This window comes from Rossellomorea sp. YZS02 (genome assembly GCF_033963925.1).
Taxonomy (GTDB): domain Bacteria; phylum Bacillota; class Bacilli; order Bacillales; family Bacillaceae_B; genus Rossellomorea.
Genome location: NZ_JAXBLY010000023.1, coordinates 1 through 13,620, shown reverse-complemented (window position 1 = coordinate 13,620; position 13,620 = coordinate 1). Strand labels below are relative to the sequence as shown.

Genomic DNA, 13,620 nt, shown 5'->3' with positions numbered 1-13,620 from the left:
TATTAGGTGATGTAAGTAAAAACTCCTCTGTAAAATAAAACTTCCCAAGAAAATATTCTCTTGGGAAGTGGATTATGCATTAGCAGTATTCACAGAATTCTAATTCTCGTTTAAGTTCATCCACATACTCTTTGCTGCCTGTGACAATGAGGCGGTCGTTCATGTGAAGTTCGGTATCCCCGTGGGGAACGATGGAATCTTTTCCTCTGAAGATACGGACAAAGATGACATCTCCCGTGAATGGGAACTTCCTGAGCGTCATGCCCTCAAACTGACTGTTTAACATTCGGATTTCGTATAGGGATGTTTCCTGGTTTGTCAGGATGCTCATGACGGACGGTGATTCGATGAGAGCCCGCAACAAAGCTTTTGTTGATAAGAATACGGAGTAAACCTCAATATCCTGCTCACGTAGACTTTCATGCAGATCAGGGCTTTCCACCCTTACAATCACCCGGTTTACACCATACTCTTTAGCCGTCACTGCAAGTGTTGCGTTCAATTCTTCATCACCTGTGGAAATCACAAGGATATCTGATTCGAAGATATTCTTTTCTTCAAGCGTACCCAGTTCATAATCATCAATTTCATTGATGGTGAACAGGGAATCGGCGATGCTTCGATCCGATTTATCCTGTTTCGTGTGGTACAGGACAGGCTCATACAGAGATGACTGAAGTTCCCTTGATACGGGCATCGTTAACTGATTGGCTCCAAGGAACGTAATCTTCAGCTTCTTCTCTTTTGCACTTTCCCTCGGGAAAAGCTTCTTGAAGATGATCGGTGTAATGATACATGTGATCACGGCGACCAGGATAAGTGTCCCACTCATTTGAGCAGTAATGATTTCGATTCTTTCTGCGATTTTCGCTGCTGCAATCACCAATGATAAGGTTGAGGTAAGCAAAAATGCGGAAGCAATCGTAGTTTTTGTATCATACCAATACCTCAATAAGTAGACAGGGATGATCTTCGAAACAAGGAATGCCAGTACCAATAACGGAATCAGTAACAGCATCTTCTTATCACTAAGCAGGGACCCAAGATCCAGCTCCACCCCGATCATCACGAAGAAAATCGGAATTAAGAATCCATATCCAAAGGAATCAAGCTTATGGACCATTTCCTGATTTGGTGCAAGCAAGGATACAAGCACACCTGCTAAAAACGCTCCCAGGATGTTTTCCGCTCCCACCGTTTCAGAAACCGCCACAAGCAGCATGATTAGTGTAAAGACTGCCCGTGTACCGATTTGAACGGTCCCTGTCGATAAACTTTTAATGAAGGTGTTGTTCTTCAATCTCTTCGCAAGGAAGTACAACATCAACCCGACACCGAAGAGAATCAGAAGAAGCCACATATTCCCGTGCCCTTCCCCGTAAAGTGACACGAACACAGCAAGCAGGATCATCGTTACGAGGTCTGCAATGACTGCTACGAGTAAAATGATCTGCCCAATGGCACTTTTCATGATATGGGCTTCTTTAAGCGTCGGAACGACAACACCAAGTGAAATCGTCGAAATGATCAACGTCATAAGGAATGCATTATCAATGAGTCCGAATAGGACAAATAGATAAGACAGTCCAAGTGATACAAAGAAAATACCGATAAAAATGATGATAGCCAATTTTAGTCGATTTGGTTCTTCTTTTCCATTAGGTAACATTTCTTTTTTCTTTTTCCTGCCTGAAAATGCGGTAAAATCAATTTCAAGACCGCTTAAGAACATGAGGAAGATAAACCCCAGGGTAGACAAGGTTTCCAACCACATATCTTGATGGACGAGATTAAAACCGCTCTTTCCTATAACCAATCCCATAATGATCTCTGCGATGACAACCGGGATAAAATTCAATTTGAATCGATGTAGCAATATGGGAGTTAAAAAAGCTACCAGAATAACGATGACAAGCGATGAAACGGATGCATGTTGTTCCATTCATTCCTCCCCCTCTTCTCTCTATATTAGGTAATTCATAAACATTGTCGCTAATCCAAAATAAATTAAAATGCTTATTATATCATTGATCGTCGTAATAAAAGGACCGGAAGCGACGGCCGGGTCCACTTTTAGCTTGTGCATAAGAAGGGGTACTAATGTACCTGCAAGTGTCGCAACGAATAAAGAGATCAATACGGATACCCCAACGAGGATCCCAAGGAAGAATTCACCCTTCCACACATACACAACAATACTGACTACAATTCCGCAAGTCGTACCTGTAATAAGCCCGGTACCCGCTTCACGAATGACAAGGGACATCTTGTTTTCCTTTTCAAGGTCCCCAGTCGCAATCCCACGAACGGCGACTGCCAGTGCCTGAGTCCCCGTATTTCCAGCCATACCGGCTATCAATGGGATGAACACGGCAAGAATGGCCACTTTATCCAACGTATCTTCAAACCGTCCGATGAGGCTTGCTGTAAACATACCGAGGAATAATAAGGCGATCAGCCAAGGAAGACGCTTTTTGGCAGCATTTATAGGGCTTCGGTCAATGGAATCCAAATCGGCGATACCCGCAAGTTTGGAGTAATCGTCGGATGCCTCTTCTTCCATAACGTCCATGATATCATCAACTGTTATGATTCCTAGAAGATGCTGTTGAAAATCAACAACAGGCAGGGCAAGGAAGTCATAATCCTTCATTTGCCGTGCGACTGCTTCCTGATCTTCACTGACCCCCACAGACATGACACGACCACTCATAATTTCCCCGATCATGACATCATCGTGGCTGATGATCAAATCTCTAAGGGAAATGACCCCTACTAGCTTTTTATCATCATCCACTACATAGATATAGTAAATCGTTTCAGCATTAGGTGCTTCATTTTTCAATATATACATGGCTGAACGGACTGTTTGATTTTTCGAGATGGCCACGAACTCAGTGGTCATGATACTTCCTGCTGTGTACTCTTCATAGTGGAGTAATTCTTTTATTTCTTTCGCTGATTCATCATCCATGATCGTCAAATAACTGACAACCTGATCTTTATCCAGCTCATTCAATACATCAACCGCGTCATCGGCATACATATTGGAAAGCATTTCAGCCGCATATGTAGGATTCATCTCAGCTAAAATATCCTGATAGTCCTCTTCATCAATATCAAGGCTTTCAAAAAGCTCTGCCATTTCTTCCGGTGAAAGATAATGGTATAAACGATTTCTTAAATCTTCATCTATTTTAGAGAAAAATTTCGCTTGATCATAAGAGTGTAACTGCACAAATTCTGAACGGAAAAGATCCAGATCTTCGTCTTGAAGGGCTCTAATGAGTAGGTCTTCATCATACATCTCTCTTTCCTGCTTATCCCTATCTCTATCTCTTTCTTGATCTTGGGTAATTTCAGACATCATATAACCCTCCTTCATAACTATATGGTCGTAATAATACTAGCAAATCTCGAGACGATTGTCTCTCAAGAAATAATAACCATGTATGTATTCCTTCCATTTATAATGTCATACTATCTATTGAGTGACGAAACTCAGAATATGTATACTGAAACATTAATATGTCATAAAATACGGGAAAAGAAAAGAAAAAAGGCATCAAAGGAAGTGGGATAGAGATGAAGATTGATATCATCGGTGATATTCATGGTTGTTATGAAGAGTTTCGGGCTTTGACCAAAAAGCTTGGATATGTCTGGACCACCGGCCTTCCTGTTCATCCGGAAGGGAGGAATCTTGGCTTCGTGGGTGACCTTACTGACCGTGGACACCATTCACTTCAAACGATATCCACAGTCTACAAATTACTTCAGACAGGATCAGCCTATTATGTCCCCGGTAACCATTGTAATAAACTGTACCGCTATTTCTTAGGCAACAACGTCAAGATCCTTCACGGCCTTGAAACTACCGTGGCGGAATTAAGTGCCCTGCCGCAAACGGAAAGGGATCAATACAGGAAAATGTTCCTGGAATTGTATAAGCGATCCCCATTGTATCATGTATTGGATGAGGGCAGACTGATCATAGCTCATGCCGGCATTAAGGAAGAATTAATCGGTAAGCAGAATGATCGTGTCAAAACGTTTGTCCTATACGGTGATATCACCGGGGAAAAGAATGAAGACGGTACACCTGTCAGGAAGGATTGGGCACGTGACTATAAAGGAGATGCCTGGATTGTGTATGGTCACACACCCGTGAAAGAAGCCCGTATGGTGAACAAAACGGTTAATATTGATACAGGAGCTGTGTTCGGTGGAAAGCTTACCGCTTTAAGATACCCCGAAATCGAGGTAGTGAGTGTAGCTTCTGACATGCCTTTGGTGGTGGAGAAATTCAGGGACTTAGATTGAAAACATTCATAAAAAAAAAGAGATCCTATCAGTCAATCTGAAAAGGATCTCTTTTTTTCATTATCAAGCACCGCCCTCATATCAAAAGGCATAGGGACCAAAAAGGTCATCCAGGTTTTCTCAACAGGATGAAAAAAGTGTAAACTTCTGCAATGAAGAGCCTGTCTTCCCATCAGCATTAAACCCCCACCATATAAATCATCTCCAACCAGGGGGTGTCCGATCGATGACATATGGACCCGGATTTGATGGGTTCTGCCGGTTTCGGGTCTTAACTCGATGTGGGCAAAATCACGGAACTGTTCTTCCACCCTGTAATGGGTCAAGGCATACTGACCGTCTGCTCTCACTTCTCTTTCAATGATACTGTCTGATTTCCGTCCGATCGGCTCTTCAATCATTCCAAATCCGTTCATCACACCTTCAGCAAGGGCTTCATAGGTCCTTTTGATTTCCCTGCCCTTCTGCTGAAGGCTGAAAAGATGATGAACGTGCCGGTGCTTTGCAACTAAAACAAGTCCCGATGTGTCTTTATCCAATCGGGTAACGATATGTACCGTTGATGAAATACCCTTTTGAACAAACAAACCTAAGATGGCATTTGCCAAGCTTCCTGTCGGTTCATCTTTAGTTGGAATGGTCTTCATTCCCGAAGGCTTATCAACGACGAGGACATCATTGTCTTCATAAACAATTGACAAAGGTATTTCTTCCGCGACTAACGCTTGACTCGGCTTCTCTTCTGGAAATCGCACTTCAAGTATATCCCCAGTTGATAAGGAGTAACGCACATTCTCTTCATTCCCATTGACAGTGATGCTTCCTCCATCAAACTTGACTGCTGTCAGGGTCCGCTTTGAAATCTGCTGATCGATAAGAAACTCTCTCATCAACTTTCCTTCATAGTCTGAAGGAATTGTCCATTGGAGCGTATAATTCTTCATCTTACCATTAGCCATTATTCATCCGCTACAAACGAATCATGCACCCGTTTCCAGAATGGGAAAGGACGGAAGCGGGCAAAACGAATCTTCTCATCCGCGACACGATACTGAATGCTCTTTACATCTTTATGAAGAAGTGAAAGGTGATCGATTGTCACGAGGAAATCCGGCCCATTCACGGGCTTTAACATGCATGTATGATGCGCTGGTAAAATAAGAGGTGATCCGATGGTTCGGAAAACCCGATTATTAATCGACGCCATTTCAGCGAATTGGATGGCGGGTAAAGACGGGTGTATGATCGCACCTCCAAGAGCCTTATTATAAGCTGTACTGCCTGATGGAGTCGAAAGACAAAGACCATCTCCCCTGAATCGTTCAAAATGCTGCCCTCTGATTTCCACATCCATGACAAGGGTTCCTTCGACGCTCTTGACGGTCGACTCATTCAAAGCAAGATAGCGTGTTTCCTTTCCGCCATGCTGATAACGGATGATCGTTTCCAGCAGCGGGTATTCAATGATCTGATAGGGAGTCTTAGCAATCGCAATGACGAGTTTCTCGATCTCCTCGGGCACCCAGTCGGCATAAAAGCCGAGGTGACCCGTATGTACACCGACAAAAGCCGTTTTATCAAGCCTCGATCTGTAACGGTGGAATGCATAGAGAAGCGTGCCATCCCCACCGACGGAAATGACAATATCCGGTTGATCATCATCATAAATTAAGTTGAAATCTTGTAGATAGGTTCTCATTTTATGCATTAACGTATTGGATTTTGAATCACCTTTTGATGTAATCGCGAACTTCATTCGTTTACCCCCTTCTTGTCATGATTGTTTTGCTTCAGAATTTCCCCTACGCTGATCCTTCTCCTTTTTGTTCGTGAAAATGACTTGTGCTTCCTGAATCTCCTCCCGAATCAAGCTCATTTCCTCATCCAGCCTAAAGGCGGCTTCAGCAGCCCGTTGGATCCGGAGACGCACTTGTTCAGGAATTTGACCACTATACTTATAGTTCAAAGAGTGCTCAATCGTCGCCCAGAAATTCATAGAAAGCGTCCTGATTTGAATTTCTACCAGGATGTTTTTTTCACCCTGGATGGTTTGGACGGGATAATCAATGACAACATGATAGGACCGATACCCGCTAGGTTTTTTGTGGGTTACGTAATCTCTTTCTTCAATGATTTTAAAGTCATTGCGGCTGCGTAGTTTTTCCACAACAATATGGATATCCTCAACGAATTGACACATCATTCTGAGTCCTGCTATATCCTGCATTTCTGTTTCAATATGAGATAGTTTGATTCCTTTTTGATTGGCTTTATCAAGAATACTTGCGATAGGCTTCACTCTGCCTGTCACAAACTCAATGGGAGAATGAGTATTATGAAGTTCATATTCTCCCCTCATCCCCTTAAGCTTAATCTTTAATTCATCAACCGCTTGCTTGTATGGAGCTAAAAATTGTTCCCAGTGATTCATTTCCCTCACCTCTCTTGCGCCTACTTTTCAAGAAATACGTTCTCTACCTTTTTAACCATTTCGTCACCGTAGTTCCCGTTTCCTTCTATATTACCTACAAGATAGTCAAGTTCTTCAACGAATCGATCTAATTCCAGGGAAGTATTTTCACTTTTCACCACCACTTCCGCGTTTTCATGGAGAGCCTTTTTCAATTCCGGCCAGATGGACTCTTCCAAATATAAGTAGACATATTCCTCTGCATTTTCCACTAAGTATACGAATGCATAGCGATCGGAGTCTGCTATGATTTGACCCGCTGCAGTTGTACCTTGAATAAGCTCCTCCTGATCAGTATGTAAGTGTAATGTACCGTTTTCATATGTTGTGTGTTGAATTTGAACAATTTTCCTCATGCGTTTCTTCATCCTTCCATTAAACAATCAGTATCATTTTAACATAAGACAACCATTTCATCTAAACATTGAAGTTCCCTATTATTAACGAGATAATAGAGTGAGATTGATAAGAAAGGATGCTTGTCATGTCACAGGAAATAGAAATAGAATTCAAGAATCTCCTTACTCTGGAGGAATTCACACGCTTAACATCATACTTTCAGATAGAAGAGGAGAACTTCATCACCCAGGACAACCATTATTTCGATACACCTGATTATGGATTAAAAGAGAAAAGATCCGCCCTCAGAATCCGGGAGAAAAGCGGAGTGTACACATTAACATTAAAAACCCCCTTAAAAGAAGATCTATTAGAAACGAACCAACCCCTATCAAAAAATCAAACACATTCTCTTTTGCAAGAGGGAATATTTCCCGAAGGAGAGGTCAAAGAAGCTTTAAATGCTCTTTCCATCTCACCTATTTCGTTAAAACACTTCGGGACACTATCAACCACTCGGGCTGAAATTGACTATCGGGATGGACTTCTTGTTTTCGATAAAAGCTCTTACTTACAAAAAGAGGATTACGAGCTCGAATATGAAGTGAAAGAGCGCACTTCAGGTGAAGCCATATTCCTTGACCTTCTGGAGCAGCACCAAATTCCATTCCGTGTGACAGAAAATAAAATACAACGTTTTTACACGGAAAAATTAAAACAAGATGAGTCTTGACCGATATACTACAAGAATATCAGTTTAAGCAATAAGGAGTCCTATACATGAATGTTCAAGCATTGAAAACGATGATGGAGCTACAAGCCCTGAACAGCTTAGGTTCAGTTTCTTCTATTAAAAATGGAACCGGTGGATCAAGTGATCTGTTTCAACAACTTTTAACTCAGGCCATTCATACAAACGTATCTCCAGTAAATACGCTGGGGGCAGTCAATGGGGTACTACAATCAAATCCAGCTTTATCCCTGACTACAAGCCTCCATCAGCTTTCGACTGTGAACAAGCCAAACTTAACAGCTCCTCAGGATATCGATGAGATCATCACCCGGGCATCTGATCACTATGGCCTCCCAAAAAAACTGATTCAATCGGTCATTAAACAGGAGTCCAATTTCAACCCGTCTGCCGTCAGCCCTGCAGGAGCCACTGGATTAATGCAGCTCATGCCGAGTACTGCCAGGGGCCTCGGAGTCACCAACATCTTTGATCCTGAAGAAAATGTATTTGCGGGCACCAAGTACTTAAAGCAAATGCTCGATAAATACAATGGAGATGTCCACCTTGCCCTGGCAGCTTATAACGCTGGGCCAGGAAACGTTGATAAATACAACGGCATCCCGCCGTTCAAAGAAACCACAGCATATGTAAAAAAAGTAACGGATCGTTATTTTGCTTAACATTTCTTAAGACGGACAAGACCGGTCTCCCTACCCGAGGCTGGTTTTGTCTTTTTTATTGGCTATTTTCATATACATTGTTGCTTTTAGATGTAGCGAGTGGCGGTTGATTTCCGCTACAGGTGCTCGCTTTCCGCGGGGCTGGCGGTGAGCCTCCTCGGCTGCGCCTGCGGGGTCTCACCTGTCCAGCGTTTCCCGCAGGAGTCGAGCACCTTCCGCTCCAATCAACTGACGTAAAGTTGGACTATCACAAAGAAAATGTGGAGATTTCGTATGTCACTGATTTTTCATTCGTTGCAGTGACTGATTTTATTTAATAGTCCTCTACTCTTTTTAAACGGATGGTTGACAAACCAGTTTGCTCTGTCAACCACTTACTACATTAGAGGGTGAAGGGAACTGCGTAGACTCCTACGGAAAACGGGCGTGCCGAGACCCCGGAAGCGGTTTTTGCTGAGGAGGCTTGGCCGAACGTCCGTGGAAAGCGGGACTGTTCCCTTCACCCTCCTGCACCACAACCTAATTGACAGAGCATTCGCAAATCTTAGTCTGTATATGATAGTAACAATCTTTGCGAAAACAACCTTTTTAATGCAAGCCTAACAAACCAATAGACCCACTACTTTCATACAACACTTTTTCTCATATCCCAGGATAAGAAGATAAAAGCAGGCTACACTAATTTAGGAATAAAAGGCAGATGTAAGGCGATTTGTTTGAGATATGGATGAATGCTTGCTAGAATGAACATACAATCTAAGTAAAAAGGAGTCATTCTTATGGTCGAGAAACCACAAATGCCCTATAATCTTATCGGCGAAAAGAAACTCTCCATGCTCGTTGAAGCTTTTTATGAAAGAGTATCAAATCATCCTGAGCTTGCACCGATCTTTCCGGATGATTTAACCGAGACATCCCGTAAACAAAAACAATTTTTAACTCAATATTTAGGTGGTCCTGCTCTTTACACTGAGGAACATGGACACCCGATGCTGCGTGCAAGGCACCTCCCTTTTCCTATTACAGAGGACCGGGCTAAAGCTTGGTTAGGATGTATGCATGAAGCAATGGATGAGGTCAATCTAGAGGGTCCAGTAAGAGATGACTTTTTCCACAGACTTGTATTAACCGCCCATCATATGGTGAATACTGATACACCCAAGGGTTCTGCCATTGACTAGAACAACGAGCTGGCATCACCTTAAAGGGTGCGGTCGTGAGAAGAAACCTCTGGAAATATACATGTTCGTTGACCCTCTTTGCCCGGAATGCTGGGCACTTGAACCAATCTTAAAGAAATTGCATATTGAGTATGGACAATACTTTCGGATACGCTATATTCTCAGCGGTCAGCTTGCATCCTTAAATCTTGCAACCAAGAGAAAACAGGAAGACCTGGCTCAGCAATGGGATAAAACGGCAAGCCGTTCCGGAATGTCATGTGACGGGAGCCTGTGGATCGATAATCCGATTGATTCACCCTATATCGCTTCGTTTGCGATCAAAGCAGCCGAGCTCCAAGGAAAGCACTCGGGGATTCGCTTCTTACGTTTTTTACAAGAGCGATTATTTCTTCAAAAGCAGGATATTTCGAATATTGACGTATTGAAGGAATGTGCCGCGGCAGCGAAGCTCGACCTCAATGAATTCATGAACGATATAAACTCTTCCTCGGCGTCCAAGGCATTTCAATGCGATGTCAAGATTACTTCAGAGATGGAAGTGGATGAGATCCCCACCTTGGTCTTTTTCAATGAGAATATTGAGGATGAAGGATTAAAGATCACGGGTTTATATTCTTATGAGGTATATGTTCATATTATAGAAGAGATGCTGGCATCAAAGCCCGAAAAGCAACCCTTGCCTCCACTGGACGTTTTCATGAAGTATTATCGCGTGGTCGCATCCAAAGAAATAGCCGTTGTATACGATCTAACAATAGAAGAAGTGGAAAAGCAAATGAAGAAATGGACACTTCAGCAAAAAGTAAAAAAGATCCCTGCAAAGCACGGGACCTTTTGGAAATATATCAACAACTAATTATGTCAATATAATAAATTCACTCCAATACAAGAAAAGCCGATGTTGTTTCCAACATCGGTTTTTCAATACGAACAAAGGGGATGGGAGAAATTTTTCACGGTCAAACAAAGGGGTATATGTTTGCTTGTGATCAACTTCACACTGATAATATATCACGTATCCACTTGTATTGGCAAGTTGTTTGTATGGTATTTCACAATATTGTCAAAATCAATTCATGTTCTCTTCTTCCCCTTCATATACATGGTATTAAGATAATGTACGGAGGGAATTGGTATGTACGTAAAGATGAAATTCGGAATCCTCATCCTCTTGATCCTGATCAGCTTCTTCATCAATATCCTTGGCCTCATGCACCTGGTTCCAATCTATATCACATCACCGATCCTCTTTCTCTCACTCCTCCTCTTCATCCATTCCCTTGGAAACCGCAATCGCTTCAGGGGGTTCAAATCGATGAAATGAGGGACGGACCTCTCGTGTTAACTTTCAAGAATGACTAACACCCCGCATGAAGGGCTGGCCCTTCATGCGGGGTGTTTCTTTAGGCAATATCGCCTGTTTATTGCAATTTATCAAGCAGTTCTTCCATTTCATTCAGTTTTTCTTCAAAGACCTTACATGCATCCTCTACTGGTTTGGATGTTGTCACATCCACTCCTGCTTTCTTCAACACTTCTATCGGATAATCGGAGCTTCCTGACTTAAGGAAGTCGATGTACCTCTCCACTGCGGGCTTCCCTTCTTCGAGGATCTGTTGACTAAGGGCAGTTGCTGCAGAGAATCCTGTAGCATATTGATAAACATAGTAATTGTAATAGAAGTGAGGGATACGGGCCCATTCCAATCCGATCTCTTCATCAATTGAAATATCTTCCCCAAAATATTTCTTATTCAATTCATAATACTCTTTTGTCAAAAACTCCGAAGTCAGCGCTTCGCCTTCTTGTGCCTTCTTATGAATGAGATGCTCAAATTCTGCGAACATCGTTTGGCGGAATACGGTTCCTCTGAAACCTTCAAGATAATGATTCAAGAGATACAATCGCTTTTTCTCATCTTCGATTGTATTCAACAGATAATCATTTAATAAAGCTTCATTGCAAGTGGATGCCACTTCAGCAACAAAGATGGAATAATGACCATACGTATATGGCTGAGACTTACGTGTATAGTAGCTATGGACACTGTGTCCGAATTCATGGGCAAGTGTAAACAGATTGTTGACATTATCCTGCCAGTTCATCAGGATATACGGGTTCGTGCCATATGCCCCGGATGAGTACGCACCGCTTCTTTTTCCTTTATTTTCGACAACATCCACCCAGCGGTTATCAAAGCCTTCTTTAAGGACGTTTGCATATTCCTCACCAAGGGGCTTTAATCCATCAAGGATCATGTCTTTAGCTTCATCATAGCTTATATCCATTTTGACTTCCTTCACAAGCGGCGTATACAGGTCATACATATGAACCTCGTCAAGGCCAAGTACTTTCTTACGAAGCTTCACATAACGCTGTAGCAGGTGAAGATTCTTACTGACTGTATCAACAAGATTATCATATACTTCTTCTGGAATATTATTGTTGGACAGTGCCGCATGTCTGGCAGAATCATAATGTCTCACGTTCGCAATAAAATTATCTTTCTTCACCGCACCGCTTAACGTTGAGGCAAATGTATTTTCGAATTTCCCATACGTCTCATATACCTTTGTAAAGGCTTCTTTTCGGACACTACGGTCACTGCTCTCAAGGAATCGGATAAAACGGCCATGGGTAATATCCACTTCTTCCCCATTTTCGTCTTTAATGCTCGGAAACTCAAGATTGGCATTATTCAACATCCCAAATGTATTACTCGAAGCACTGAACACTTCGGACGCTTGGGCGAGTAACGCTTCTTCTTCAGCTGAAAGGACATGGGGACGCTGGAGATTGATTTCTTCTAATGCATGCCTATACTTCTTCAGCTCCTCTTTTTCCTCCATGAAGCCATTAAGCTTGTTCTCGTCAATCGTCAGCACTTCAGGCACCAGGTATGCGAACTTGCTCCCCAATTGGGTATATAGACTTTTGGCACGATCATCTAGTCCCTGATAATACGAATTGGTCGTATCCTGGTCATAGCGCATATGAGAATATGTATACACCTTGCCCATCCGTTCCATTATTTCATCCTGGAACGCGAATGCATTGTAAAGTTGATCCGCACTATCACCCAATGTACCTTTAAATTCATCTGCCTTCTTTGATAAGTCTTTTATTTCTTTATATTCCTTTTCCCACGCATCATCACTTTCAAAAATATCTTCCAGTCTCCACGTTAACTTTTCCTCTACATCTTTTCTGCCAGGCAGACTTTTCACAGCTGTATCTTTTGTCATATACATCCTCCATTCTAAATCTACAGAAAATTCCTTATAGTTACATTCTCTCTTATCTAAGAATTTCCTGCAACAATCCAATCTTAGTTACACATGATTTAATATATGCTTCCACTTTGAAAAAAAATCATCTCGATGCAGTTCAAAAGCTCCGAAGTGGTCGGGGCAGCTCCAAGGTCCCGTAAGCTTGAACTGATTTTCACCTACCCTGTCAATCACTTTCACTTTTTCAAGGATTCTTAAATATTCCCTAACAATATCCCTTATCAGTTCATCTTTTTTCACAAATGGTAGGATACGTAGCTCAATGTGACCTGCAGCAAGCCTTCTATTCAATCCTAGAGTCATACTCTCCTCTGAAATTGAACTCCCCCTTTTCAAACTGTCTTTCCACAAATAGTATTGCCATTCCACTTCATGATTTTTGATATGAAGTCCATGAGGGAAGACCGGAAGCCCGACATACAGTGGCAGATACAAGAATGTATCCCCTTCCCCATACACTTCTCTTAAAAATGCATCTCTTCCTGATTTATTGTAATTTATTTTGTTGTATATCCATTTCATTCTATAGTCGTTCCAGTTAAACCAGCTAATAGTTTGTCAACATTTTTCAATGAAAAGTTCAAAATGAACATGTTACACT

Annotated in this window: 14 protein-coding genes; 6 read left to right on the top strand and 8 right to left on the bottom strand. The window is 42.1% G+C overall.

What is annotated here, in order from left to right; all coding sequences use genetic code 11:
* Positions 1–79 precede the first annotated feature (79 nt).
* A complete protein-coding gene (locus SLH55_RS19650; protein WP_219169401.1) occupies positions 80–1,942 on the bottom strand; it encodes a monovalent cation:proton antiporter family protein in 1,863 nt (620 codons plus the stop codon).
* A 21-nt stretch (positions 1,943–1,963) separates the two neighbouring features.
* Positions 1,964–3,307 (bottom strand): magnesium transporter, encoded by a 1,344-nt coding sequence (mgtE, locus tag SLH55_RS19645; RefSeq protein WP_257475156.1) that lies wholly within the window; start codon positions 3,305–3,307, stop codon positions 1,964–1,966.
* 278 nt (positions 3,308–3,585) lie between these two features.
* Between mgtE and prpE the strand changes: the two genes are divergently transcribed.
* Complete coding sequence (gene prpE, locus SLH55_RS19640) at positions 3,586–4,323, top strand: bis(5'-nucleosyl)-tetraphosphatase PrpE (RefSeq protein ID WP_219169397.1); 738 nt, start codon at positions 3,586–3,588, stop codon at positions 4,321–4,323.
* Between the two features lie 32 nt (positions 4,324–4,355).
* On the opposite strand, the gene SLH55_RS19635 is transcribed toward prpE, so the two are convergent.
* Genes SLH55_RS19635 through SLH55_RS19620 form a run of 4 tightly spaced genes read right to left on the bottom strand, consistent with a single transcriptional unit; the run spans position 4,356 to position 7,149 of the window.
* On the bottom strand, positions 4,356–5,282 hold the full coding sequence (locus SLH55_RS19635) for an RluA family pseudouridine synthase (RefSeq protein WP_257475154.1): 927 nt from the start codon (positions 5,280–5,282) through the stop codon (positions 4,356–4,358).
* Positions 5,282–6,079: an NAD kinase gene (locus SLH55_RS19630; RefSeq protein ID WP_060670229.1), complete on the bottom strand. Its 798-nt coding sequence runs from the start codon at positions 6,077–6,079 to the stop codon at positions 5,282–5,284. Before SLH55_RS19630 ends, SLH55_RS19635 begins: the two co-directional genes overlap by 1 nt.
* 18 nt (positions 6,080–6,097) lie before the next feature.
* Positions 6,098–6,754 (bottom strand): GTP pyrophosphokinase family protein, encoded by a 657-nt coding sequence (locus SLH55_RS19625; protein WP_219169395.1) that lies wholly within the window; start codon positions 6,752–6,754, stop codon positions 6,098–6,100.
* Between the two features lie 20 nt (positions 6,755–6,774).
* The gene (locus tag SLH55_RS19620) at positions 6,775–7,149 is read right to left on the bottom strand and encodes a hypothetical protein (protein ID WP_219169393.1); all 375 of its coding nucleotides are present in this window, start codon (positions 7,147–7,149) and stop codon (positions 6,775–6,777) included.
* A gap of 128 nt (positions 7,150–7,277) precedes the next feature.
* Between SLH55_RS19620 and SLH55_RS19615 the strand changes: the two genes are divergently transcribed.
* The 5 genes from SLH55_RS19615 to SLH55_RS19595 all read left to right on the top strand — a co-directional run bounded on the left by SLH55_RS19615 (position 7,278) and on the right by SLH55_RS19595 (position 11,053).
* The gene (locus SLH55_RS19615; protein WP_320324299.1) at positions 7,278–7,865 is read left to right on the top strand and encodes a CYTH domain-containing protein; all 588 of its coding nucleotides are present in this window, start codon (positions 7,278–7,280) and stop codon (positions 7,863–7,865) included.
* Positions 7,866–7,912: 47 nt separating this feature from the next.
* Positions 7,913–8,545, top strand: coding sequence for a lytic transglycosylase domain-containing protein (locus SLH55_RS19610; RefSeq protein ID WP_219169389.1), 633 nt, complete (start codon positions 7,913–7,915; stop codon positions 8,543–8,545).
* A 779-nt stretch (positions 8,546–9,324) separates the two neighbouring features.
* Entirely contained in the window at positions 9,325–9,726 is a 402-nt protein-coding gene (locus tag SLH55_RS19605; protein WP_219166928.1) for a globin, read from the top strand.
* On the top strand, positions 9,719–10,585 hold the full coding sequence (locus SLH55_RS19600; protein ID WP_320324298.1) for a ClpXP adapter SpxH family protein: 867 nt from the start codon (positions 9,719–9,721) through the stop codon (positions 10,583–10,585). Before SLH55_RS19605 ends, SLH55_RS19600 begins: the two co-directional genes overlap by 8 nt.
* A 279-nt stretch (positions 10,586–10,864) precedes the next feature.
* On the top strand, positions 10,865–11,053 hold the full coding sequence (locus SLH55_RS19595) for a hypothetical protein (RefSeq protein ID WP_219167038.1): 189 nt from the start codon (positions 10,865–10,867) through the stop codon (positions 11,051–11,053).
* Between the two features lie 97 nt (positions 11,054–11,150).
* On the opposite strand, the gene pepF is transcribed toward SLH55_RS19595, so the two are convergent.
* Positions 11,151–12,974, bottom strand: a complete 1,824-nt coding sequence (gene pepF, locus SLH55_RS19590) for an oligoendopeptidase F (RefSeq protein ID WP_320324297.1) — start codon at positions 12,972–12,974, stop codon at positions 11,151–11,153.
* 87 nt (positions 12,975–13,061) lie between these two features.
* The gene (locus tag SLH55_RS19585) at positions 13,062–13,541 is read right to left on the bottom strand and encodes a hypothetical protein (RefSeq protein ID WP_320324296.1); all 480 of its coding nucleotides are present in this window, start codon (positions 13,539–13,541) and stop codon (positions 13,062–13,064) included.
* Positions 13,542–13,620 lie beyond the last annotated feature (79 nt).